The 23,291-nt window shown below is 51.8% G+C and carries 23 protein-coding genes; 12 read left to right on the top strand and 11 right to left on the bottom strand.

Annotated elements, in window-relative coordinates; translation table 11 throughout:
• The first annotated feature begins 79 nt into the window (after positions 1 to 79).
• The 4 genes from smpB (at position 80) to G8768_RS07260 (ending at position 4,528) form a co-directional block, all read left to right on the top strand.
• A complete protein-coding gene (gene smpB / locus G8768_RS07275; protein ID WP_166849203.1) occupies positions 80 to 553 on the top strand; it encodes an SsrA-binding protein SmpB in 474 nt (157 codons plus the stop codon).
• 161 nt (positions 554 to 714) lie between these two features.
• A complete protein-coding gene (locus tag G8768_RS07270) occupies positions 715 to 2,061 on the top strand; it encodes a sodium-dependent transporter (protein WP_166849206.1) in 1,347 nt (448 codons plus the stop codon).
• A gap of 12 nt (positions 2,062 to 2,073) precedes the next feature.
• Complete coding sequence (locus G8768_RS07265; RefSeq protein ID WP_166849208.1) at positions 2,074 to 2,850, top strand: TatD family hydrolase; 777 nt, start codon at positions 2,074 to 2,076, stop codon at positions 2,848 to 2,850.
• Between the two features lie 43 nt (positions 2,851 to 2,893).
• A complete protein-coding gene (locus G8768_RS07260) occupies positions 2,894 to 4,528 on the top strand; it encodes an aminotransferase class V-fold PLP-dependent enzyme (RefSeq protein WP_166849210.1) in 1,635 nt (544 codons plus the stop codon).
• A 16-nt stretch (positions 4,529 to 4,544) separates the two neighbouring features.
• Here the strand turns inward: G8768_RS07260 and tcdA are convergent, their stop codons facing one another.
• Complete coding sequence (gene tcdA / locus G8768_RS07255) at positions 4,545 to 5,345, bottom strand: tRNA cyclic N6-threonylcarbamoyladenosine(37) synthase TcdA (RefSeq protein WP_166849212.1); 801 nt, start codon at positions 5,343 to 5,345, stop codon at positions 4,545 to 4,547.
• 543 nt (positions 5,346 to 5,888) lie between these two features.
• On the opposite strand from tcdA, the gene G8768_RS07250 reads away from it, so the two are divergent.
• On the top strand, positions 5,889 to 6,242 hold the full coding sequence (locus G8768_RS07250; protein ID WP_166849214.1) for a PA4575 family protein: 354 nt from the start codon (positions 5,889 to 5,891) through the stop codon (positions 6,240 to 6,242).
• 14 nt (positions 6,243 to 6,256) lie between these two features.
• On the opposite strand, the gene arsJ is transcribed toward G8768_RS07250, so the two are convergent.
• The 8 genes from arsJ to rpe all read right to left on the bottom strand — a co-directional run bounded on the left by arsJ (position 6,257) and on the right by rpe (position 12,714).
• Positions 6,257 to 7,483: an organoarsenical effux MFS transporter ArsJ gene (arsJ, locus tag G8768_RS07245; protein ID WP_166849216.1), complete on the bottom strand. Its 1,227-nt coding sequence runs from the start codon at positions 7,481 to 7,483 to the stop codon at positions 6,257 to 6,259.
• Positions 7,484 to 7,495: 12 nt separating this feature from the next.
• Entirely contained in the window at positions 7,496 to 8,500 is a 1,005-nt protein-coding gene (locus G8768_RS07240) for an ArsJ-associated glyceraldehyde-3-phosphate dehydrogenase (protein ID WP_166849218.1), read from the bottom strand.
• Between the two features lie 119 nt (positions 8,501 to 8,619).
• Entirely contained in the window at positions 8,620 to 8,919 is a 300-nt protein-coding gene (locus G8768_RS07235; RefSeq protein WP_166849221.1) for a hypothetical protein, read from the bottom strand.
• Between the two features lie 132 nt (positions 8,920 to 9,051).
• Positions 9,052 to 9,399, bottom strand: a complete 348-nt coding sequence (locus tag G8768_RS07230) for a DUF6164 family protein (protein ID WP_166849223.1) — start codon at positions 9,397 to 9,399, stop codon at positions 9,052 to 9,054.
• Between the two features lie 75 nt (positions 9,400 to 9,474).
• Positions 9,475 to 9,750, bottom strand: coding sequence for a DUF3144 domain-containing protein (locus G8768_RS07225; protein ID WP_166849226.1), 276 nt, complete (start codon positions 9,748 to 9,750; stop codon positions 9,475 to 9,477).
• Positions 9,751 to 9,810: 60 nt separating this feature from the next.
• Entirely contained in the window at positions 9,811 to 10,077 is a 267-nt protein-coding gene (locus tag G8768_RS07220; protein ID WP_166849229.1) for a YkgJ family cysteine cluster protein, read from the bottom strand.
• 57 nt (positions 10,078 to 10,134) lie between these two features.
• Positions 10,135 to 11,823, bottom strand: a complete 1,689-nt coding sequence (gene ggt / locus G8768_RS07215; RefSeq protein ID WP_166849232.1) for a gamma-glutamyltransferase — start codon at positions 11,821 to 11,823, stop codon at positions 10,135 to 10,137.
• 210 nt (positions 11,824 to 12,033) lie between these two features.
• Positions 12,034 to 12,714, bottom strand: a complete 681-nt coding sequence (rpe, locus tag G8768_RS07210) for a ribulose-phosphate 3-epimerase (protein ID WP_166849235.1) — start codon at positions 12,712 to 12,714, stop codon at positions 12,034 to 12,036.
• A 108-nt stretch (positions 12,715 to 12,822) separates the two neighbouring features.
• Here rpe and G8768_RS07205 point away from each other — a divergent pair, with 108 nt between their 5' ends.
• The gene (locus G8768_RS07205; RefSeq protein WP_166849238.1) at positions 12,823 to 13,968 is read left to right on the top strand and encodes a DUF3530 family protein; all 1,146 of its coding nucleotides are present in this window, start codon (positions 12,823 to 12,825) and stop codon (positions 13,966 to 13,968) included.
• 106 nt (positions 13,969 to 14,074) lie between these two features.
• Here G8768_RS07205 and murU read toward each other — a convergent pair whose 3' ends face one another.
• Positions 14,075 to 14,749, bottom strand: a complete 675-nt coding sequence (gene murU / locus G8768_RS07200; protein ID WP_184679358.1) for an N-acetylmuramate alpha-1-phosphate uridylyltransferase MurU — start codon at positions 14,747 to 14,749, stop codon at positions 14,075 to 14,077.
• The gene (locus tag G8768_RS07195) at positions 14,746 to 15,912 is read right to left on the bottom strand and encodes an aminoglycoside phosphotransferase family protein (protein WP_166849241.1); all 1,167 of its coding nucleotides are present in this window, start codon (positions 15,910 to 15,912) and stop codon (positions 14,746 to 14,748) included. Before G8768_RS07195 ends, murU begins: the two co-directional genes overlap by 4 nt.
• 233 nt (positions 15,913 to 16,145) lie before the next feature.
• Between G8768_RS07195 and G8768_RS07190 the strand changes: the two genes are divergently transcribed.
• Genes G8768_RS07190 through G8768_RS07165 form a run of 6 tightly spaced genes read left to right on the top strand, consistent with a single transcriptional unit; the run spans position 16,146 to position 23,274 of the window.
• Complete coding sequence (locus tag G8768_RS07190; RefSeq protein WP_166849244.1) at positions 16,146 to 18,950, top strand: LPS-assembly protein LptD; 2,805 nt, start codon at positions 16,146 to 16,148, stop codon at positions 18,948 to 18,950.
• A gap of 4 nt (positions 18,951 to 18,954) precedes the next feature.
• A complete protein-coding gene (locus G8768_RS07185; protein ID WP_166849247.1) occupies positions 18,955 to 20,262 on the top strand; it encodes a peptidylprolyl isomerase in 1,308 nt (435 codons plus the stop codon).
• A 9-nt stretch (positions 20,263 to 20,271) separates the two neighbouring features.
• The gene (gene pdxA, locus G8768_RS07180) at positions 20,272 to 21,252 is read left to right on the top strand and encodes a 4-hydroxythreonine-4-phosphate dehydrogenase PdxA (RefSeq protein ID WP_166849251.1); all 981 of its coding nucleotides are present in this window, start codon (positions 20,272 to 20,274) and stop codon (positions 21,250 to 21,252) included.
• 22 nt (positions 21,253 to 21,274) lie between these two features.
• Positions 21,275 to 22,081: a 16S rRNA (adenine(1518)-N(6)/adenine(1519)-N(6))-dimethyltransferase RsmA gene (rsmA, locus tag G8768_RS07175; protein WP_166849254.1), complete on the top strand. Its 807-nt coding sequence runs from the start codon at positions 21,275 to 21,277 to the stop codon at positions 22,079 to 22,081.
• A 4-nt stretch (positions 22,082 to 22,085) separates the two neighbouring features.
• Entirely contained in the window at positions 22,086 to 22,454 is a 369-nt protein-coding gene (gene apaG, locus G8768_RS07170; RefSeq protein ID WP_166849257.1) for a Co2+/Mg2+ efflux protein ApaG, read from the top strand.
• 7 nt (positions 22,455 to 22,461) lie between these two features.
• Entirely contained in the window at positions 22,462 to 23,274 is an 813-nt protein-coding gene (locus tag G8768_RS07165) for a symmetrical bis(5'-nucleosyl)-tetraphosphatase (protein ID WP_166849260.1), read from the top strand.
• Positions 23,275 to 23,291 lie beyond the last annotated feature (17 nt).

Raw genomic sequence — 23,291 nt, 5'->3', positions numbered from 1 at the left:
GCCTTGGAGAGTAAACAACAGTACCCGTTATCCGATCCCGACTGGGCTTTCCAGAGACTTGCCTTTATAATCCGCCGCCATGGCAAAGAAGCAAAAAAAATCCAATCCCAATACCATCGCCCAGAATAAACGCGCCCGTTTTGATTATCACATCAGTGATACCATCGAGGCCGGTCTGGAGCTTATGGGTTGGGAAGTAAAAAGTCTGCGCGAAGGCAAAGGCCAACTGACTGACAGCTACGTGTTTTTTAAGAACGGCGAAGCTTTCCTGTTGAACGCCCAGATCCAACCCCTGATCAGTGCATCCACTCATTTCGTCACTGAACCTACTCGTTCCCGTCGCCTGCTCCTGCATCGTAAAGAGATTACTCGACTGCGCCAGGCCGCCGAGCAACAAGGTTATACCGTGATTGCATTGTCCCTGTACTGGAAAAACCATTTGGTGAAATGCCAGATTGGTTTGGGTAAGGGTAAGCAGCAACATGACAAGCGTGAAACGGAAAAACAACGCGATTGGAACCGCCAAAAGCAACGTTTGATGCAGTCACAGTAACTTGGCTTTATCAATATTGCCAATTTTCGGCTTATCGGCCAATTTCTCGCATCATTCGCCAAATTACGGCAAAATCGGCTCTGTAACCGAGTCAGATTTGCCGTACAGACCATACCGGATCGCGGCAGCGTCTACCCAACTAGAATAATGAGACGTAGATTATGAGCAGCCCCAGGGGACAATTTTCTTCAAAAACTGGTTTTATTATGGCCGCAGCAGGTTCTGCTGTGGGTCTTGGCAATATCTGGGGCTTTCCAACCCAGACCGCCAGCAATGGTGGAGCCGCCTTCGTATTAGCCTATTTGGTACTGGCCTTCTGTCTGGCCTACCCGGCACTGATGGCCGAGCTGACGCTCGGCAGGCACTCACGCTCCAACACCGTTGACGGCCTGGCGTCTGTTGCCAGCAGCCCCCTGACAAAATTCTTCGGTCGCTTTACCGGTTGGTACGGCATTGTGGTCGCGAGCTTGATCCTGAGCTTCTACACCATTATCGCTGGCTGGATGGTTGCCTACCTGATCGCACCTGCAGCAGAGATGATGAGTCTGGATGCTGCGCATCATTGGCTTACCGAACAAAGCAATGGCCGCAATCTGATCTTTGGTGGGCTCTTCGCCGGTTTGACGATGGCCATCATTGCCAGCGGTGTAGAATCCGGTATCGAGCGCTGGTCAACTCGACTGATGCCAGCATTGATCGTTCTGCTGCTATTGCTGATCATTTATGTATTGACCCAGGAAGGCGCTGCCGAGGGCCTCAAGCTTTATCTGCTGCCGGACCTGAGCCAACTGACCAATCCGGATTTGATTGTCAGCGCGATGGGGCAGGCCTTTTTCTCCCTATCCCTGGGCGTAGGCACCATGATGATTTACGGCTCTTACTTGAGTAAAGACGACAGCCTGCCAAGACTGGGCGCCATCGTCACCACCGTAGATGTGGGTATTGCCTTTACTGCCGGCTTGCTGATTATTCCCGCCATGTTTGTCGCCCAGCATCACGGCGCGACGATTTACAGCGAAAGTGGTGATCTGCTGGCCGGCCCCGATTTGATATTTCAGGTTTTGCCAGTGCTGTTTGAATCCATGGGCGCCGCTGGTCCCTGGGTTGCAATCGCCTTCTTCGGCTTAATGACGATCGCCTCACTGACCTCATCCATTTCCATGTTGGAAGTGCCTGTTGCACGTGCTGTGGAAACCAGTCAAGCCTCTCGTCCAGTTGTTACGCTAATTATTGGTGGCATTATTTTCGCCATCAGTGCTGTAATCATTTTGAATTTTGGCAGCCTGTTTGGCCTGGTGGTCGACTTTACCACCAAATACAGCCAACCCATTCTGGGCATCCTACTGTGTATCTTCGCCGGCTGGATTATGCATCGCGATCGTTTGCTCTCTGAGCTTAAAGAAGGTCACGAAGATATTGAAGACAGCCTGTTTTGGAAAATATGGCCCGTCTACGTGCGCTTTTTCTGCCCAGCCCTGATCGTGCTTAGCTTTTACAAAAGTCTGTAAACCCGATACACCATGGAGCTGATCGACAGTCACTGTCACCTGGACTTTCCCGAGTTCAGTAATGTCGATCAGCTCTGGCAGAAATGCCGCCAGCAACACATCAAGCACATTATTATTCCCGCTACCGAAGCCCAATACTGGCCACGTATTCAAGCACTCTGTGAGCAACACCCGGGCTGTTTTTGGTCGGCGGGCCTGCACCCCTGGTGGGTCAACGCACAAACCTTCTCGGAACTTCAGGATTCCCTGAGCCAGGCCCTGAACGATCCCAACTGCGTCGCGATAGGTGAATGCGGACTGGACGGCGGCAAAGGCATCACCGAACTGCACAAGCAAGCCTTAAGCTGGCAACTCGAACAAGCCCGCGATCTCAACAAGCCTGTCATACTGCACGCGCACAAAGCCCATCAGGAATTGCTGTCCCTACTCAAAAAGTTTCAACCCCTTCATGGTGTCGTCCATGGCTTTCATGGCAGCATTGAGCTTGCCCAAAGCTATATTAGCCTCGGCTTTTTGATCGGCATTGGCGGCGGTATCACCTACCCTCGCGCCCAGAAAACCCGGCGCACGGTCAGCCAACTTGCGCTCGAACACATCGTTCTGGAAACCGACGCGCCGTCGATGCCACTCTATGGCCAGCAGGGAAAAGCTAATAGTCCCCTTGCCCTGGCCGATATCAATCAATGTCTGGCAGACATCCGATCAGAATCCCCGGAAAAGATTGCCAACATCACCAGCGCCAACAGCCGTCGCCTATTTGGATTGGATCTGTGCGACAATCGCGCTTGAAATCAATCAGCAGACCAGCCCCAAGCCTCGTTTAGACAGCGTTATGACTTCAAATACCTTCGATGCCGCTCAATTTAAAGCTCAATTTCCCGCACTGAAGAATCAGGCGGTACATTACCTGGATAATGCAGCTACCACTCAAAAGCCGTCCGTCGTTATTGAGGCCATCCGTCACTACTATCAAAACGGAGTTGGTAACGCCCACCGGGGCAGTCACCGCTACAGCCGCGACGCAACCAAGGTCATTGAGAGCTGTCGTCAGAGCACTGCGGACTTTATCAATGCCGAACACTCCGACAATATTGTTTTTACCCAAAGCTGTACGGCGGCACTTAATACCCTCGCGAAAGGCATTGGCGAACAACTGCAAGCGGGAGACGAAATTATTTTGTCCCTGCTGGAACACCACGCCAATCTGCTGCCCTGGCAAGAAGTCGCGAAAAACAAAGGCCTTGTTCTAAAGTTTCTTCCCCTGCACAACGGCGAGCTGGACATTGACCAACTGAAAACCCTGATTACCGACAACACGCGCGTTGTCAGTCTGAGCGCCTGTTCAAACACATTGGGCTGCGCGCCGGATTTACATCAGGCCCGCCAGATCATTCCGGAATCCTGTGTGTTTGTTGTCGACGCAGCCCAACACATCGCACACAACACGGTTGACGTCCAACAGATTGGCTGTGACTTCCTGTGTTTTTCAGCGCACAAAATGTATGGCCCCGAAGGTTTGGGGGTGCTCTATGGCAAACGCTCAAAACTTAATAAGTTGACGCCCCTATTAACAGGTGGCGGCATGATCCAACAGGTCGGCCTCGAAGAGAGCAGTTATCTGGAAGCGCCCCACCGTTTTGAAGCTGGCAGTCCGGCCACAGCAGCCATTGCCGGATTTCAAGCGGCATTGGATTTCTTTGGACAGTGGCCACTGGAACACATCAAACACCACAAACAAACCCTGTGTCATCATGCCCATCAGGGCTTAAAGCAGCTCAACGAAATCCAACTCTTTAGTGATCCGCATAATCCTGCTGGCATCGTTTGTTTCAGCTTGCAGGAACAAGAATTAAATATTGAGCTTGCGGATTTTCTCGATCGACACGGTATCTCGGTAAGGCAAGGCCACCACTGCACTCAGCCTTTACTGCAGAGCATGAATCAAAGCAGTTTATTGCGTGCCTCAATTGCACCCTACAATACCCGGGAAGACATGGATGCCCTACTGCGTGCCTGTGAAGCTTTTTTGCAGAACCAGAAACACATCAAGCAGACACCTTCCGACGCTCCGGCCAAAAAAGAACTCAACGCCCAACGGGCCAAAGTCATCAGTGGGAAAATGAGTTGGCAGCAACGACAAAAGCAACTCATTCTCTGGGGCAAGGAAATTACGATCAAAGCTGATATTCGTAAAGAACGCTATATGATTCCGGGTTGCGAATCAGCTTTGTGGTTGCACGCCAAACGTCGAAATGGTTTCTGGAATTTCCGTCACGATAGTGACGCTCGATTGATTCGCGGAGTGTCCGCCCTGATTTTAAGCTGGGTAGAGGGGTGCCGCAGTGAAGAAATCAAAGCCTTCGATTTCAACAAAGCGATAGAAGAACTGCAACTGGAAAACTATCTCAGTCCGTCACGCAGCAATGGCATTCACAGCCTGATTAATCATCTGCGCAACTTACCCTGAACTCGACTGACAAGCTTTATGCGTCGTCCCCCGGCGCCCGTTCCAGATAGCGTTCAATGGCCCGATTCGCCGCCAGCATGGCGAACACTGACGTTACCATCGTGATTGAGCCAAAGCCGCCGCTGCAATCCAGTCCCTGGCCGGCATCCTGTTTCGGCTTTTGTTCGGTCACACCACCATTGCCATCCGGATACTTCATTTGCTCAGGGGAATACACAGCTTCCACCGAAAACACGCGCTTGGGGTTGCGCGGGAAACCAAATTGCTGACGCAGGATTTTTCGGGTACGCGCCAATAAGGGATCTTTAATGGTCTTGCTCAAATCGCCACTCACTACTCGCGCCGGGTCAATCTTACCGCCCGCACTGCCAAGTGTAATCACCTGCTGTTTTTGGGCGCGGCAATGGGCGATCAAAGCGGATTTCACTTTCGCCGAATCAATCGCATCAATGACTACATCCATATCCGGATGGATGTGCTCGGCGATATTCTCAACATCCAGAAAATCATCAATGCAGTGCACACGCACCTCAGGATTAATATCCCTCAGGCGCTGCGCCATCAAGTCGATTTTACTTTGGCCTACGGTACTTTGAAGAGCGTGTAACTGGCGGTTGATATTGCTGATGCAGATATCATCCATATCCAGCAAACTGATTTCTCCCACACCACTGCGTGCGAGGGCTTCTGCCAACCAGCTGCCTACCCCACCAATGCCAATCACCAGCATATGGGCACGACTGAGATTCAGCAGCCCCTGCTCACCGTATAAGCGGGCAATTCCGGAAAAACGTTGGCGATAGGATTCGCTGAGCATAGCTGTATGAACTCACCTCAAAATGAAAAGCGGCGCAAGTGTACAGAAATAGCCCAACAAGCTCTACGTTTAAAGCCACAGCGGCGTCAAATTGATGACTAGGCAAAATGTTATCCAGTTCACAAAGTATGAGAAAAGGTAGACCAGTTATCGTTTTGAAGTTCTACTTCAAAAGAACTAGAAACTGTAGATTTACATTTAATATCAACGTCTTATAGCCACAATCAATTGCTCATTGTAGAGTGTTTGAAACTTGACGCTTTCTGGGAGATAGGGGAAGCTACAAGGGAATTTTGACGCCAGACTCAACAAAAATAAGCCCACAAGATGTGAACCAAAAGGCTTATATAACAACAGGGTTTGGAGGCGCTTGCTAACTGCGGAATAAACGCACAGTTAAAACCTTCTACTGAAATACTTATGGTTGAGGGCTTAGCGAAAGACTCGCTGAGAAAATACTGGAAAAACTGAAGAAAATAAGACAGAGCAAGCAATATGAAACCCGATGGGAAGCGGGTACAACTAGCCAACGAAATGAAGACTATGCGACTTAATTACATCAAGCTACCTCAATTAGGGACTTCCGTGGTTCTTCTGGCGGCTTCAGGCAAACGCATCGAGTTGCACATTAAGCCAGTCGAAGAGGGTTTGTACTCGCTGATTGCCCTGGGCGGCATCAGTAATGAACAGCCCCACAAAGTGAAAAGCCAGGGCCCCTATCATCGTTCCCAGCAAGCGCTGGGTGCTGCCAATGCGATTATCAATGCGCTGACCAGCCGTGGCTATTGTATTTCTGAAACCGTGGCTCAATGGCAAATTCCAGCCCAACGCCAGCTTCGCAAGATTCGTGACAAGCGTCGCCAACACGCCGTAAATTACACCTTCGAGCCCGTATAACAACGGGCTCGAAATCAAACGCCTGCTTCTTCCTGATCATTCTCCGCCGATTCGGGCAAACCTCTCGCCAGCGCCGCTGCCAGCAACAACAACACAGCAGAAACCGCCAAACAGGCCGCCAAACCGAAACTGGCGTATACCCAGCCAGACAATATCGTTCCCAGCAAGCGCCCCAAGGCATTGGACATATAGTAAAAGCCAACGTCCAGGGATGCGCCATCGGCACGCGCATAAGCCACCACCAAATAACTGTGGTAGGCAGAATTGATTGCAAAAATACCAGCAAAGGCCAACAGACCTGATAGCAACAAAGCCTGGGACAGCAACAGGTTTTGCTGGCCGTTCAACCACAGCGACGCCGCAATAAGCCCAGTCAAGACAGAAAGCAAAGCGGCCCAAAACCAGAGACTGCTTGCGGCTTTTTTCTGACGCACCATCTGCGGAGCAAACCCCTGAACCAATCCATAAACCACAATCCAGCAGGCTAAAAAGGCCCCGACTGACGCATGTGACCAAGCAAAAAACTGCGCCAGCGATACCGGCAGCGCGACCACAAACCAGACGTCACGGGCCGCAAATAAAAACAAACGTGCCGCCGATAGCTGATTCAGAGCCGCACTGTTTGAGAACAACTCCTTGAATTTGGCTTTGTATTGGCTTTTCCCCAAACGCTTGTCGAGCAGCACCAAGCTGGCCACCAAGGCAATGCCCAGCAAGGCCATCATGAGTAGCAAGGCTTCCTGAAAACCCCAGAACTGAAACAGTAAAGAGCCAACAAAAAAGCCCAAACCTTTTAAGCTGTTCTTTGAACCCGTAAGACGTGCAACCCAAGTGAATAATTGATCTTTCGCCACCAGGTTTTTAATCGCACTTTTTGCGCTCATTTTATTGAGGTCTTTGGCGATACCGGAACCGGCCTGCGCGATCATAACCCACACAACCGTCAGCATGTCCGCAGGCACCAGCAGCAAACCCAATGAAACGATTTGCAACAACAGGCCCAGATTCATGGTTTGATTTAAACCAATACGCGCCCCCAGCCAACCGCCAAACAGATTCGTGAAAACCCCAAATAATTCATAAAACACAAACAGACTGGCGATGGCCAAAGCACCATAACCCTGCTGATGAAAATACCAGAGCACCAGCATACGCAAAGCGCCATCGGTAATGGTAAACACCCAATAGTTTGCGCAGATCAGTCCGTACTGACGCATGCCGGTATTGTTGGTTTCGCTCATCGTATCCAAGCTCTAACAGTGTTCAGCCAACATTCTTGCCAACTCTGCACTTCGGTTGGCGTAACCCCACTCGTTGTCATACCAGGCGTAGAGTTTCAAATGTCGGGAATGAATCACCCGAGTACTGAGAGCATCAATAATGCTCGAACGCGGGTCTGTCTTATAATCCACCGACACCAAAGGTCGGGTTTCGTATCCCAGAATTCCAGCCAGCTCATTCTCACTGGCGGCTTGCAGACAAGCATTCACTTCATCCGCCGTAGTGTCTTTCGCTAACTCAAAAGCACAATCCGTAAGCGAGGCATTGGCCAAGGGTACTCGTACAGCGTGGCCATCCAAGCGGCCTTTCAGTTCCGGGAAAATTTCCATAATGGCTGTGGCCGAGCCAGTGCTGGTAGGAATCAAGCTTTGACCACAGGCCCGTGCACGACGTAAATCTTTATGGGCTTGATCGAGAATGCTTTGGGTATTGGTGATATCGTGAATGGTGGTAAAACTGCCGTGAACAATTCCGAAGTTTTCCTTAATCACTTTCACCACCGGCGCCAGGCAGTTAGTAGTGCAGGATGCCGCAGTAACAATGCGATGCCGCTCCGGATCAAACAACTGATCATTCACCCCCACAACCGTATCCAGCACGCCCTCTTCTTTAACTGGTGCCGTAACCAGCACGCGTTTTATACCTTGATCAAAATAGGGTTGCAGAGCGTGTTGGCTTTTGAATTTACCGGAGGCTTCAATAATCAAATCACAGTTCGACCAGTCACTGTCTTCCAGATTTTTGTGTCGGCTGAACGCCATGGAATGCCGCCCCAGCAGCAACTGATCACCCTTGGCCAGACACTCTCCCTCGAAAATGCCATGCACCGAGTCGAAATTCATTAGATGGGCAAAGCATTCTGCGCTGCCTGACGGATCGTTGATTTGAACAAATTCCAGCTCGGGCCACTGCCATGCGGCCCGTAAAACCAGTCGCCCCATACGACCGAAACCATTGATCCCCACCTTGACTGCCATCACTGCCCCCTTCAGACCATAAACATATGGCCAGCATTATATACGGATAGACATATATTTAAACCACGAAGAGATGACAATCTGATGAATACAGGAACATCAAGGGCTGTAGATACCGCCTAGCGGTAAGATTCCCAACGCTTGCGACGCAGGCAATAATCCCTGGGCTCTTCTGACTCCCGAATAACACCACGCTCGATATCACTGATCACAAACAGAGCCATCTTCGCGTCATCACGCTTGGCAGGGTCATTGAGTTCCTGTCGCAACATGCGTTTGAGGGTCATAAACGGCAGAACACCAGGCTCGGTCAACTTGCCGTGAAGGTACTGGTACTTGGAGCAGAAATGCTCATGACCGGATTCACCGCAGCCCTGTAAGCCCACAAAAAGGAAGACCAGCAGTAATACCCGCGTCATAGCAAACTCCGCTGTAGACATGTAACGCCCGTAACAGGCATAGCAAAAAGACAAGGGCTTTGGCCCCTGCTGCAAGCATAGCAGTAAATGCAGAGTCTGCTTGGCACACAATCAATTGGGTGCCAACGCTACTCAGGCAGGAAGCATCATGGCGATAAATGGCGCCAGCAGCAGATAGAAACAGGCAGTAATCAGAATGGAGAACGCCAGCACTTTCACCGGGCGTCGTCGTGCATGAGCCCACCAGCTTTCCACTGGATGTTCTCGGGCTGCTTCAGCGCGGTAACGATGATAGTTTTCCAACAAGGCCTTGGCGTCTTCGAGTTGATGATCATCAGGCAGCCAAATGGCAGCCAATGATATTCCCCAATTCCCAGCACTGGTTTCGTAATAGTCGATATCGGCTTCGTCGAGCAGCTGCCTGATATCGAGGATTTCGTCTTCCGGCAATTGATTCAGACGATAAAGAAGATGGGCCATCGGAAATTATTTAAAGAACGTTAGAGAAGAGAAACGATGAGCTGCCAACACAGATCACGTCAGCAGCTCTCAGAATCAGGCGTTGCCTTTTTCGGCTTCGGCCTTTTTCATGCTTTGAATAAAGGTCAGATTGTTTTTATACACCTCAGTCACTTTGTCGATGCCGGACTGATGCAAATAACCTTCATTACCCGAAGTGGTGTAAGTGGCGTAGATGCCGGAAGCGCTCATCAGCGCTGCGGAAATCACCTGGATTTCACCGCCCTCATCTTTCAGGTCATTCGCCAATTTAATAAACGCGGAGGTGTACTTGGCGTGGATTTCACGTTGCTCATCGGGCAGTTTTGCCATAATTCTGTTCCTACAGTTTTCTCTGTGCCCTTCCGGGAAAGGCTATTATTTAAAATCGTTTCAGGGTTTCTGCGCCTGGGTGTCCGCTTCCATCAGCGTCAGTATCTGCAAAGCATCTTTCCGACTATTCCCGCAGAAATCGGCTTCAGGCAGAAATCCACGGCAAAACTCAGGGTAATCCGCCCGCCCCCAGATACGGCAATTCAGGCTGTCGGGATCGAGGTTGGCACAGTGCTCCCCGGCCGCTTTGCCATTGGGCATATTGGGCATGGCTTGCGTGATTGACGGCGCAATACAACAAGCCCCGCAAGATTCACGACACTCCATGGGCGGATTCTAACACAGGGCCGCCCAAGGTTTCTCAATCAATGAATCCAGGCAGGCTTAATATCCTGCCGCCTGGCCATCTTTACGGGTTTCGGAAGCGCCATAGTAAATCCCGCTTTCCAGATCACGCAAAATGGCTTGATAGCCCCCATACGCACCCAGACTGTCTCGAATCACATGACCGCGCTTGGCCAGCTCCCGACGCAGCGTCATTGGGAAGCCAGACTCCAGACTGACATAGCCACCATCCAGCATAATTTCACCCGTTGGCTGGCTGGAACCGGTGTGCAAAATACGCGGGGCGTCACCCGCTTCCTGAAGGTTCATGCCAAAGTCGACCATATTGATCACGATCTGGGCGTGCATCTGCGGCTGGGTAGCGCCACCCATAACCCCAAAGCTCAACCAGGGCTTTCCGTCTTTGGTCACGAAGGCCGGAATAATCGTATGGAAGGGGCGCTTTCCAGGCGCATACACATTCGGGTGACCTTCCGTGAAGTTGAACAACTCCCCCCGATTCTGCAGGACAAAACCGAGCTTGGCCGGAGTCATGCCCGATCCCATGCCACGGAAGTTACTTTGGATCAGAGACACCATATTGCCGTCTTTATCGGCCGTGGTCATGTAGATAGTGTCGCCTTCCACCGGTCCGGCGTGATCGCGTTTGGCGGCTTTTTTCATGTCGATTTCTGGGCGCTGTTTATCCGCATAGGCTTTGGAAATGATGCGCTCGACGGGAATATCACTGAAATCCGGATCAGCATAAAAACGCGCCCGATCCGCAAAGGCAATTTTTTTGGCTTCCACAAAAGCGTGCACATAATCCACGCTGCCAAATCCCATGGCCTTCACATCAAAGCCTTCCATCAAATTCAGAATGTGAAGCGCCGCAATACCCTGGCCATTGGGTGGTAACTCCCAAACGTCGTAACCCCGATAATTACTGCTCACCGGTTTTACCCAATCGCTGCGGTGATCAACCATATCCTGATAACTTAAAAAGCCACCATTGGCCTTCATATAGCGATCGATTTCTTTGGCGATGTCGCCTTTATAAAAGGCATCGCGTCCACCTTTAGCAATCGCTTCCAGAGTATTCGCCAACGCAGGATTTCGGAAAATTTCACCTTTTTTGGGCATCCGGCCATTCGGCATAAAGACGTCTTTAAAGCCCGGGTACTTTGCCCGAGCTGCCACGCTGCGCTCCAAATAATAGGCAATCAACTCAGATACCGGGAAACCACCACGGGAATAATCAATCGCTGGCTGCAGCAATTCCGCCATGGGCAGCTTGCCGAATTTATTGTGCATTTCAAACCAGCCATCAACCGTACCGGGAACCGAAACGGGCAGCGGGCCGTAGGCCGGAATTTTATCGCCTTGGGATTTCAGATGCTCAAGGCTGAGTGATTGTGGCGAGCGCCCCGAGGCATTTAAACCATAGAGCTGCTGGCTTTTGGCATCCCAGATGATCGCAAACAGATCACCCCCAATGCCATTGCCCGTGGGCTCAACCAAACCAAGCACCGCGTTGGCGGCGATCGCAGCATCAACGGCATTGCCGCCTTTCTTCAGAATGTCCAGAGCAACCTGACTTGCCAGGGGTTGAGACGTTGCCGCCATACCATGCTGGGCGATAACTTCGGAACGCGACGCAAATTCTGAACCGGTAATTCGATCATAAGCCTGTGCCAGCGGACTGACACAAACCGCTGCCGCACAACACCATGCAACTAAAGCTTTCATAAGGCACCTGTCTTTCAATTTATTGTTCTTGCATAAGACCCCGATCCCGGAAAACCGTATTGATCGGGCGTGAGCTTCCGAACCACCCCTTTAAAAGACGAAAGGCGCGGCCGCAACCATAGGGTTCCAACCGCGCCTTACCGCAGGATGCTATCAACTGGGCGAATAAATCAGGCCATGATCAAAGCCTCTACACGCCCCCCCGAACGACTATACGCGAGCCAACTCCGAACGCATATTGTCGATGGCTGTGCGATAGTCTTCTTTACCAAAGATCGCCGACCCCGCGACAAAGGTATCGGCACCGGCGCTCGCGATCTCATAAATATTATCCGCCGTAACACCACCATCGATTTCCAAACGGATAGAAGCATCGCTGTTGGCTTCAATCTCATCAATCAAGCGGCGGGCTTCTCGCAGCTTATCCAGGGTATAGGGAATAAACTTCTGACCGCCAAAACCCGGGTTCACCGACATCAGCAGCAACATATCCAGTTGTGGCAGAACATGACGCACCGAATCAATGGGGGTGGCCGGATTCAGCACCAGCCCGGCCTTGCAGCCTTTTTGTTTGATCAGCTGAATAGAGCGGTCAACATGGCGAGACGCTTCCGGGTGGAAGGTAATGTAATCGGCACCGGCATCCGCGAACATTCCGATCATATCGTCCACAGGCTCAACCATCAGATGGACATCGACAGGCGCGGTAATACCGTAATTGCGCAGCGCTTTACACACCATCGGGCCGATGGTGAGGTTTGGCACATAGTGGTTATCCATCACATCGAAATGGACAATATCCGCACCGGCATCCAGCACGTCTTTCACTTCATCACCCAGGCGAGCAAAGTCGGCCGCCAGTATGGAAGGTGCTATTTTGAAATCTTTCATGGCTACACATCTAATCCAGGCTATATCAGGGCGCTATTGTAGCTTGCGACAGCAACACTGTCACAAGCAGCTATACTTAGAATCGATAAAAATCGAAAAGTCCAGATCATGAATCTTAGTAAACCCTCGCTCTCCATTACTTGCCTTTTACTCTGCCTTCTATTGGGTGGCTTTGCCTATGGACAGGATGAGGACAAAAGCGGCCCGGAACCCGAAACGACGGCCAACAATCCTGCCAAGACGCCTACCGAGACCTCGACTGAAACGGATACCGGGAGCGAGCCAATTGTTCGTCCCAAACTGGACAAGCAATACCTGGCACAGGAAAAAATGGAAGCACTGGCCAAAGAGATCGATCCCGAATCCCTGCTTTGGCTGGGTGAAGGAGAAAATCGCTTTCTCGGGGTCTATCAGGAAGCTTGGCGCCCCCTGCCCTATGGCGCGGCCATTGTGTTGCACAGCGATGGCCAGCATCCACGCTGGCCTCACACCAGCCGCGTATTGAGCGACAATCTCGCCAAGCATGGTTGGACCAGTCTGGCAATAAGCTTGCCCTCCAGTTTGCCGGAGGCCATACCCAAACGCACCACGGTGGGTACAATTCCAAGCCCAATGAGCACAGATCCCCAATCTGAGAACTCACCAGACGGCAACCCGGAAGAGGTATCCGCACCAGTCGACAAAACCCAAGAGAATACAGCGTCAGCTGCACAGGAAATGGCGGCCGAAGAAAGCTCAATGACCATGACCGAAGAAGATTCCGGTAATACCGTCGACCCGGAAGCCCAGGCCTATGAGCGCTTAATGGAAGCTTACGAATATCTGCGGCAACAGGGTTTGCTCAATATTGCGATTATCTGTGAAGGCCAATCCGTCATCCGTGCAGTAAAAATGATCGCCGATATTCCCGTCGCTCCGCCCAGCAATCCCCAAGCCACCGTTGCCAAACCCATCGCGGCATTGGTAAGCATTAATGCCGCTTCGCATATTCCCGGGGATCCGAATTTTAATCTGGCAAAATCCATGGCTGATCTGGATTTATATGTGCTGGACATTTATTTTGATGAAGGCGAGGAAAGTCTACAGCTCGCGCAGCAGCGAAAAGCCCATGCCTTACGTGCGGGCCTGCCTGTGTATCGTCAACAACAGCTGCCATTACCTTCGAGTAAACTGGCATTGGGAGAAAATCCGATGAGCAAACGGGTTCGCGGTTTTTTAAATCGCTACGCGAAAGGTCGAGCGAAAACGCTGTAATAGAAAAGAGGCTGTGATAAAAAGATGCCTTAATAAAAAGACACTGTGATAAAAAACTTGATGGCAAGCTTGATAAGATAACGGTAAGCACCAGAACAACAGACAATCAGGAAAGATCATCCCGCAGTTCTTGAAGACGCTCGACAGTGCCGATGTCCCGCCAATCCCCACGATATACCTCGGCACTTAGCTGCCCCTGAGCAATCGCGGCATCAAACACTTCACGCAAAGCAAAAATCTTTCGCTTATTAGGGTAATCGGCAACCAACGCGGGTAACAATAATGCGATGCCCGCGTAAGTATAACCTTCACCCAGCTCCAGCATCCCCAACAACTGATTTTGGTCGATGGAAAAATCGCCATGGGTTTTGAAGGCAGGATTATTCACCAACAACAATCTTCCCGAGCTGCCGTTCAATGGATGCTGACAAAGTTGTTCCAGAGGGAACTCACACCACACATCACCATTGAGCAATAAAAACGGCTCATCACCCAACAAAGGAAGCGCATGGGCAATAGCGCCTGCGGTTTCCAAAGGTTCGGGTTCTACACTGTAATGAATACGCAAACCGTAAGCGCTGCCATCTCCCAGATGCTCACGAATCTGTTCACCCAGGTAAGCAATATTAATGATGACTTCGTGAATACCCGCACTTTTAATTCGATCGAGCTGATGCTCAATCAGGCTTTTCCCACCGGCTTCCAACAAAGGCTTGGGCGTGTGTAAGGTCAGCGGCTGCATGCGCGTGCCCTTACCCGCCGCAAGAATCATCGCCTTCATGAAGATTCCTTTAACAAGAGATCGTTCGCACCCACAAAGGGTAAAGTAGCGGATTCACGACTCAGATGAGCCCCTTGTTCTCCTGCCTGACGATAATCCTGATACCAGTCTTGTTGTTCACATAAAGGCAGGAGGCGTTGCTTAAACCAGCTCACAAATTCCGCCAGCTCCTCATAATGCTCGGCCACTTCCAGCGTATAGCGAATAACCAAAGGCAAATCGTTCAGGTACGCCTGTTTATTATCGCGCAGCGCCAGGCGAGCAAAAATGCCCAACACTTTGATGTGTCTTTGCAGCCCCATCCAATCGAAGGCTTTTTTAAATTGCGGGAAGTTCATCTCGCCTTTTAATTCCGTCGGCATCTTTTGCCAGTGGACTTCCAACGCCTGGTAGACCGTAGCTTCTGGCCAGTACACATAACAGTCACGCAGCAATGACACCAAATCGTATGTCACCGGCCCCCAAACCGCGTCTTGGAAATCAATCAGGGCCAGGCCGTTATCATCCAGCATAATGTTGCGGCTATGATAATCACGGTGGACCAGTCGGTATTCCTGTTGCAGTGCGCTGTCCGCCAATAATGTAAAACAGGCATCCAGCATGTGCTGTTCATCCCTGCTCACCTCATGACCCAGCAGTTTGGGAACAAACCACTCACCGAACAGCGACATCTCCCGATTGAGTAACTCTTCATCATAAGCAGGCAAGACGCTGACTTGAGATCCCTGCTGAATACTGATAATTAACTCTGATGCATGACCATATAAATCCGACACATTGTCACGGGAGAGGACATCAAACAAATGCTGACTGCCAAGGTCTTCCAGGAGGAAGAAGCCTTGCTCCAGATCCTTGGCAAAGATCTCAGGGGTTTTGGCCCCCAGCGTCGTGAGCAGCTCGGATACCGCTACAAACTCTTCGTTCTTCTCGACATCGGGCGGAGCAAATACCGCCATCAAAGCTCGCCCATCCTTGCGAATGTCCCCGGCAAATCGAAAATAACGGCGAAAACCGGCATCTCCACCCAGTGGCTTCAGGGCGGGCAATTCCTCCAAAGACAGCTCTCGGCGTAACCATTGGCGTAATTCAGGGGTGAAATCGATATTTTGCTTGGGGGTGTGGTCAGAAGCGGACATATTTACTGCAATAGATGGATTTTGCATGGACTGTACCTGCCAGCCGCATAAATGCCAAGGGAGCCAGTCAAAAAGCCGTGTGTTTTTTCCTCTTACTAGGACTATAGCAGTAGCCAGCCCCCTTCAACCCAAGTAGAATCGACGGTTTGCCAAAGCTGCTGGCGGCAATACCGTGCTGGCGCTAAAAACAACAAAATAATGCCTGCCCTCACCATCCCGCAGGCCGCTTGTAGACACGATAAATTTGGGTTTCGAATTGCATGGCCAAGCCTCGCCAACCACAACTACGCGCTCTTTTACCTCATTCTTCCAGCAAGGCTCCAGGCCGGGTATCTGCCCTGGCTGCAGCTATCGCCCTGATCAGCTCTGGCCTCGGCCAATTGGCTGTTGCACAGGATGACAACTCACTCTGGGATTGTAAGGCCGAAGACGGTAAATGGGCTTGTGAATCCAAGCCAAACCCCGAAGTGTACGAGCGCCCCCAGCGCAGCAATGTCTTTCTGGGAGGCAATAAAGGTCCGGCCGGCAGTGCCGATGCCAAATCCGTACGCAGTTACCACCCACTGGACTGGGTGCGAGAAGAACAACTTTCTGAAGAGCAGCGCAAAAACCTGAGCCCGGGTTGCTGTGGTGCTTTTGTCGAGCCGATGCGCGAAGACGAAGAGGCCCAACTGGACCCGGATGGTGCTCCGCTTAGACTCTCGGCTGACTCTACCGAAGCCATGCAGGAAACCAGCGCGACCCTGGAAGGCGATGTCAAAATGATCCAGGGCTATCGCCAGCTGGAAGCCGACCGAGCCATGGTGGATCGCGGCACCAGCACCGCCGAACTGGATGGCAATATCCGCCTGCGCGAGCCCGGAGTACTGATCAAGGGCGACTCCATGGATATGGACATGGACAGCGGTGTGGCTCATGTGAACAACGCACAGTACGTGCTGCACCAGCAAGGCATTCATGGCAGTGCAACCCAGATTACCCGCCTGGGCGACAAAACCCTGGAAATGACCGAAGCCAGCTATTCCCAGTGTGAGCCTGAAGATCCATCCTGGTTGCTGCAGGGCCGAAGCGTACATATCGACCCGAAAACCGAAGTAGGCACCGCGCGCGATATCGTATTGCGCGTCAAAGGCATTCCGGTGTTCTACACTCCGTATCTGCAATTCCCGGTGGGCGACAAGCGTAAATCCGGATTGCTCTTCCCATCGATCAGCTCCAGCGACAGCGGTGGTATCGATCTGACCGTGCCGTACTATTTAAACTTGGCACCCAATTACGACATGACCCTCACGCCGCGTTACATTAATGATCGCGGCTTTATGCTGGAAACCGAATTCCGCCACCTGAACCGCTACTTCAAAACCGACGCCAACTTTGCCTACCTGGCCAAAGATGAAGGTGGTAACGATAAAGACAATCAGCGTCTGGTGAATGAAGGCCTGATCAGCCCGGGACAAGCAAGCCCTTATCTGGATGAAGACCGCTGGTTGGTCGGTGTCGACCAAAAAGGCCGTGGCGAATCCTGGTACTCGAAAATTGATTACACCCAGGTAAGTGATCGCGATTATCTGCGCGATTTGGATACTGCCAGTCTGTCACTGAACAGCATCAGTGATCTGCGTCAGCTGGCGTTAGCCGGTTACCGACTGGATAACTGGGATGTCTCCATCAAAGCCGAGAAATTCCAGACCATCGTTAATGGTCTGGCCTCACCCTACAAGCAACTCCCCACCGTGCGCGCCATGGGCAACTACCAATGGGGCGATTTCAGTGCAGAATTGCTGAACGAATACACCCAGTTTGATCACCGCGACAAAGACCGTAATGCCAACCGCATTGTGGGTGACCGTGCTCGCCTGGATTACCGCCTGAACTGGGACAAGCAATGGGCCTGGGGTTATTTTCGCCCAATGATTGGTGCCCGCGCCCTGTCCTACAAGCTGGACAGTATTAACCTGCTCGACACAGCCAACGACAGCCCGAACGCCGCCGCCGGCATGGCCAGCATCGACAGCACTATTTACTTCGAGCGCTTGGGTAATCTGTTTGGCAAAAACTACAAGCAGACGTTTGAACCGCGCCTATTTTATTTCTACAGCGATCACGCCGACCAGAGTGACTTCTACAATCTGACACCCGGCGGCGCCGACATTGATTTCGACACCTCGGATGTTACCGTCGGCTACAGTCAGCTGTTCCGCACCAGCCGGTTCGCCGGTGCTGACAGAATCGATGATGCCAATCAGCTTTCCGTGGGTCTGACCTCGCGCTTTATCAATCAGCGCAGCGGTGAAGAGTGGTTGCGCGTAAGCCTTGGCCAGATTTTCTACTTTGAAGACCGCCAGGTTTCACTGACGGGCGAGTTTGGTGATCTGAGCAATGCCGAAACCCTGCGTCAGGAACTGACGGCACAACTGTCTTCGAGCAATATTTCCGAGCGCATTCAGGCCCGCCGTCAATTGGATCGACTGGAAAAGCAAATCGGTAATCAATCCGAATACGCCTTCCTATTAAGCGGCAGTCTGTCCCAGAAGTTGCGCTACGGTGTCGACCTGACCTGGCGCCAGTACGACGATCGCCTGGAGCGCGGTAATGTTTATCTGCGCTACATGGATGAAGATGCTCGTATCTTTAACCTGAGCTACCGCTATGATCGCAACTTCGGTCAGCTGGACAATACCGACTTCAACAACAACGGCATCACCAATGAACTGCTCGACAACGATATCGAGCAAGCCGATGTTTCCTTTATCCTGCCGGTATTCGACAGCTGGAGCCTGATCGCCCGCGCCAACTATGACGTTACCAATAGCCGGGAACTTGAGACCCTTGCCGGGTTCGAATATAACAGCTGCTGCTACCGCATTCGTCTGGTTGGCCGCCGCTGGATTGACAACTTCCTGGCGACCCAGGGCACCCTGGTTGACCAGCAGGTGCAGGAAGACAGCGGGATATTCTTTGAAATCCAACTCAAAGGCTTGGGCGGAACAGGCAAACGCTTGAGCAGCATCCTGAAAGACGCGATTTACGGCTACCAGCAACGCGAAGACATGTTTGGAAATTAACAGTATGAACAGTAATAAAACCATAAAATCACTGATTGCGGGTCTCGGTTTAAGTTTGAGCCTGAGCACCGTCGCCCAAACCATCGCTCTGGATAAAGTCGTCGCGATTGTCGATAACGATGTGGTTATGGCCAGCGAGCTGCAGCAGCAATTGGCGCTGATCAGCAAGCGCTTGCAAGCTCAGAATACCGAGCTGCCTCCAGAAGGTGTATTACGCGACCAGGTGCTTGAACATTTGATCCGTGAGCGTTTGCAGCTGCAAATGGGCCAGCGTGCCGGTGTTGAAATCAGCGAACAGGAAATCAGTCAGGCAATCTCTCGCATGGCGGCCGGTGGTGGCTTGTCCATGGAGCAGTTCCAACAACAACTGTGGAGCGACGGCATGAGCATGGCGCAATTCAAAGAACGCCTGCGCCGCGAAATGGTTATTAACCGTGTTCAGAAAGGCAGCGTGAATCGCCGCATCCACGTCAGCGACCAGGAAATCGATAATTTCCTGGAATCCCAGGAAGGCAAATTCTGGGTATCTCCTGATTATCAACTGGGACACATCCTGATCAGCCTGAGCGCGGGTGCCGACGAAGAAACCGTCGATGACGCCAAAGCCAAAGCCAGCGACCTCTACGAACAGCTGAGCAACGGTGCCAATTTCCGGGAGTTGGCCATCGCCAATTCAAATGGCCAGATGGCCCTGCAAGGCGGCGACCTGGGCTGGCGTAAAACCTCCCAACTGCCCAGCCTGCTCGCCGAAGCCGTGCCCAGCATGAGCAAGGGCGATGTCAGCGAACCCATTCGCAGTGATGCCGGTTTCCACATTTTGAAGCTCTACGATCAGCGTGGCGGCGAAGAGACCATTGTTGAACAGTCTAAGGTTCGCCACATTCTGGTGAAGCCTTCTACGATTTTGAGCGACAAAGAAGCATTCGAAAAAATCTCCCATATTCGCGAAGAGCTGCAAGGCGGTGCGGATTTTGCCGAGCTGGCCAAAAACCACTCGGAAGATATCGGCTCTATGCTAAGCGGTGGTGATCTAGGTTGGTCAACACCCGGACAGTTCGTGCCGGAATTTGAAGCAACCATGAAAGCGACCGACATTGGTCAGATCTCCGAACCCTTCCGCAGCCAATTTGGCTGGCATATTCTGAAGGTGGATGAGCGTCGTCAACAGGATTTCACCGATACGGTTATTCGCAACCAGGCCGCCAACATTATTGGCAAGCGTCGTTTTGAAGAAGAGCTGCCGAACTGGCTGCAGGAAATTCGCGACGAAGCTTATGTGGAAATCAAGCTGAACAAGATCGCAGGCAACTAATCGCCCACCATGATCAAACGCATTGCAATCACTCCGGGCGAGCCTGCGGGCATCGGCCCGGATCTTTTGCTGGAATACATTCAGCAAGCCCAGCACCAACAGTTGATTGCCATTGCCTGCCCGGAGCTTCTGAAAGACAGAGCAAACGCTCTGGGCCTGCCCCTTACCTTAATCCCTTTTGACCCAACCTCAGCGCCGGAAGCCAATCAGGCTGGCCAGCTTTTTTATCTGCCCCATGACTGCCATTCCACCCAGGCCGGTGTACTGAACAAGCAAAACGCCCCCTACGTGCTGGCCTGCCTGGACAGTGCCATCGATGGCTGTCGCAATGGGGATTTTGCCGCCATGGTTACCGGTCCGGTGCACAAAGGCGTTATCAATGACGCGGGCATTCCCTTTAGCGGCCATACCGAATATCTGCAAGATCGCTGCTCGGTCGACAAAGTTGTGATGATGCTCGCCACCGAAGGTTTGCGCGTCGCGCTGGCGACCACACACCTGCCGTTAAAAGACGTCGCACAGGCTATCCAGAAGGACAGTTTGAGTCGAGTTCTGAGCATTTTGATTCAGGATCTAAACACTGATTTTGGTATTGCCAAGCCCAGAATTTTGATTTGTGGCCTGAACCCCCACGCCGGAGAAGGCGGTCATATGGGACGAGAAGAAATTGATGTCATCGAGCCCGTCATGGCGAGCTTTGACCCTAAAGACGCCGAGCTGATCGGCCCGCTGCCCGCCGATACTCTCTTCACTCCAAAATATCTGGACGAGGCTGACGCCGTACTTGCCATGTATCACGACCAGGGCCTGCCTGTGTTAAAATTCAAGGGTTTTGGGCGCGCCGCTAACATTACCCTGGGCCTACCGATTATTCGCACTTCAGTCGATCACGGTACCGCCCTGGATTTGGCCGCCACTGGCCAGGCCGACATCGGCAGTCTGGCGACCGCTATCGACTATGCTTGCCAAATGAGTCAGGCAAGAGTGTAACTCCAAATAACGCGAGAACAACGTGGATTCATTTTCCCATAAAGCCCGTAAGCGCTTTGGTCAGAACTTTCTGAGCGATCCGGGTATTATTCAAAGAATTGTCAGCTCCATTGCCCCCAAGACCGACGACAATATTGTTGAAATCGGGCCGGGTAAGGGCGCCATCACCGAACTGTTGCTGGAAGTCTGCCCCAAACTCAATGTGGTAGAGCTGGATCGAGATTTGATTCCAATTCTTCTGGCCCAATTTGCCAAATACAAGGATTTTAAAATCCATCAGGCCGATGCCCTGAAGTTTGATTTTTCCAGCCTGACTGACGATGGACAACAAGCCCTCAGAATTGTCGGCAACCTGCCCTACAACATTTCCACCCCATTAATTTTTCATTTGCTGAGTTATCACGGCACAGTGAAAGACATGCACTTTATGCTGCAAAAAGAAGTGGTTGAACGCATGGCAGCCGTACCGGGACAAAAATCCTATGGTCGACTGGGTATCATGGTGCAGTACTATTGCCAGGTGGAGAATTTATTTTTGGTGCCACCGGAATGTTTCCAGCCAAAACCCAAAGTCGATTCCGCCATTGTGCGACTGAAACCGTATCAGGAACTGCCCCACCCAGCCAGGAATGTGAAATTACTGGAGCGGGTAGTTAACGTGGCCTTTCAGCAACGTCGAAAAACCCTGCGCAACGGCTTGAAGCAACTGGCCAGTGCCGAACAACTGGATGCGCTGAATACCGACATCAGCGTACGAGCAGAAAACCTCAGCGTTGCCGAATTTGTGGCCCTGAGCGACGAGTTACTGGAACTGGGTGTAAAAATTTAAGACCATGACCGACATCGATATCCAAACCAAGCCCCAATACATCGAGGAACAATCCAAGCCGGAAGAACCTCGCTATGTCTACGCCTACACCATTCGCATTACCAATAATGGCCAGCAAGCTGCACAGTTAATCAGCCGCCATTGGAAAATTGTCGATGAAAACGAACAGCTTCAGGAAGTTCGTGGCCTGGGCGTGGTGGGCGAACAACCTCGTCTGGAGCCCGGCGAGTCTTTCAGTTACAGCAGCGGTGTAATTATCGAAACCCCCACCGGCACCATGGAAGGCAGTTACACCATGAAGCGCGATGACGGCTCGCAGTTTGAAGCCGCCATCGACACCTTCGCCTTAATACCTCCTAACGCTTTGCACTGAGGCAACTATGGCCACTTATGCCGTTGGAGATATTCAGGGTTGTCTCGAACCCCTGTTGCATCTACTTGAACAAATCGGCTTTGATCCCAAGGTGGATAAACTTTGGGTTGCAGGGGACCTGATTAATCGCGGCCCGCAATCTCTGGAAACACTGCGTTTTATTCGCAGCCTGGGCGATGCTGCCGTGGTGGTACTGGGCAATCACGACCTGAGCTTTCTTGCCGTTGCGGAAGGCTTTCAGCCGATGCGAGACGGCGACACTGTGGAAGAAATTATCCGCGCCTCGGATTGCGAAGAACTCTGCCATTGGCTGCGCCAACAAAAACTGGTTCATCACGATGAAGCTCTGGCATATACCATGGTACATGCTGGCATTCCGCCGCAATGGTCCATAAAAAAAGCCCTGCGCCGGTCTGCCGAAGTGGAAGATGTCTTACAGGACGAAGAACGTTATCAGGACTTTCTGCTGAACATGTTTGGCAGCGAACCAAGGGTGTGGCACAAGAATCTGAAAGGCCATGACCGCCTGCGTATCATCACCAATTATTTTACCCGCATGCGTTTTTGCGACAATGATGGTCAGCTGGAATTCCAGGCAAAATCCGGCCCCGATGCAGCCCCGAAAGGTTTTGGACCCTGGTACAAAATCAAACAACGCAAAGCCAGTAATGATCGCATCATCTTCGGTCATTGGGCGGCCTTGCAGGGCCACGCTGATGCTGAAAATGTGTTCGCTCTGGATACCGGCTGCGTGTGGGGCGGCAGCCTGACCATTATGTGCCTGGAAGATCAGACACTGTATAGCTGCGCCTGCGACTGAACGCTCAACAAGCCAAT

The organism is Pseudoteredinibacter isoporae (assembly GCF_011602085.1).
Taxonomy (GTDB): Bacteria; Pseudomonadota; Gammaproteobacteria; order Pseudomonadales; family Cellvibrionaceae; genus Pseudoteredinibacter; species Pseudoteredinibacter isoporae.
Note: the sequence above shows the minus strand (reverse complement) of the source record. Positions and strands in the feature narration are given on the sequence as shown.

Excerpts from the sequence above, each read along its gene's own strand:
- G8768_RS07260 (WP_166849210.1), top strand. The coding sequence starts at position 2,894 with ATGACTTCAAATACCTTCGATGCCGCTCAATTTAAAGCTCAATTTCCC.
- G8768_RS07240 (WP_166849218.1), bottom strand. The coding sequence starts at position 8,500 with ATGGCAGTCAAGGTGGGGATCAATGGTTTCGGTCGTATGGGGCGACTG.
- G8768_RS07230 (WP_166849223.1), bottom strand. The coding sequence starts at position 9,399 with ATGGCCCATCTTCTTTATCGTCTGAATCAATTGCCGGAAGACGAAATC.
- G8768_RS07225 (WP_166849226.1), bottom strand. The coding sequence starts at position 9,750 with ATGGCAAAACTGCCCGATGAGCAACGTGAAATCCACGCCAAGTACACC.
- G8768_RS07185 (WP_166849247.1), top strand. The coding sequence starts at position 18,955 with ATGAACAGTAATAAAACCATAAAATCACTGATTGCGGGTCTCGGTTTA.
- ggt (WP_166849232.1), bottom strand. The coding sequence starts at position 11,823 with ATGAAAGCTTTAGTTGCATGGTGTTGTGCGGCAGCGGTTTGTGTCAGT.
- rpe (WP_166849235.1), bottom strand. The coding sequence starts at position 12,714 with ATGAAAGATTTCAAAATAGCACCTTCCATACTGGCGGCCGACTTTGCT.
- G8768_RS07195 (WP_166849241.1), bottom strand. The coding sequence starts at position 15,912 with ATGCAAAATCCATCTATTGCAGTAAATATGTCCGCTTCTGACCACACC.
- murU (WP_184679358.1), bottom strand. The coding sequence starts at position 14,749 with ATGAAGGCGATGATTCTTGCGGCGGGTAAGGGCACGCGCATGCAGCCG.
- G8768_RS07190 (WP_166849244.1), top strand. The coding sequence starts at position 16,146 with ATGGCCAAGCCTCGCCAACCACAACTACGCGCTCTTTTACCTCATTCT.
- G8768_RS07205 (WP_166849238.1), top strand. The coding sequence starts at position 12,823 with ATGAATCTTAGTAAACCCTCGCTCTCCATTACTTGCCTTTTACTCTGC.
- smpB (WP_166849203.1), top strand. The coding sequence starts at position 80 with ATGGCAAAGAAGCAAAAAAAATCCAATCCCAATACCATCGCCCAGAAT.
- pdxA (WP_166849251.1), top strand. The coding sequence starts at position 20,272 with ATGATCAAACGCATTGCAATCACTCCGGGCGAGCCTGCGGGCATCGGC.
- G8768_RS07250 (WP_166849214.1), top strand. The coding sequence starts at position 5,889 with ATGCGACTTAATTACATCAAGCTACCTCAATTAGGGACTTCCGTGGTT.
- G8768_RS07265 (WP_166849208.1), top strand. The coding sequence starts at position 2,074 with ATGGAGCTGATCGACAGTCACTGTCACCTGGACTTTCCCGAGTTCAGT.
- apaG (WP_166849257.1), top strand. The coding sequence starts at position 22,086 with ATGACCGACATCGATATCCAAACCAAGCCCCAATACATCGAGGAACAA.
- tcdA (WP_166849212.1), bottom strand. The coding sequence starts at position 5,345 with ATGCTCAGCGAATCCTATCGCCAACGTTTTTCCGGAATTGCCCGCTTA.
- G8768_RS07235 (WP_166849221.1), bottom strand. The coding sequence starts at position 8,919 with ATGACGCGGGTATTACTGCTGGTCTTCCTTTTTGTGGGCTTACAGGGC.
- G8768_RS07270 (WP_166849206.1), top strand. The coding sequence starts at position 715 with ATGAGCAGCCCCAGGGGACAATTTTCTTCAAAAACTGGTTTTATTATG.
- arsJ (WP_166849216.1), bottom strand. The coding sequence starts at position 7,483 with ATGAGCGAAACCAACAATACCGGCATGCGTCAGTACGGACTGATCTGC.
- G8768_RS07220 (WP_166849229.1), bottom strand. The coding sequence starts at position 10,077 with ATGGAGTGTCGTGAATCTTGCGGGGCTTGTTGTATTGCGCCGTCAATC.
- G8768_RS07165 (WP_166849260.1), top strand. The coding sequence starts at position 22,462 with ATGGCCACTTATGCCGTTGGAGATATTCAGGGTTGTCTCGAACCCCTG.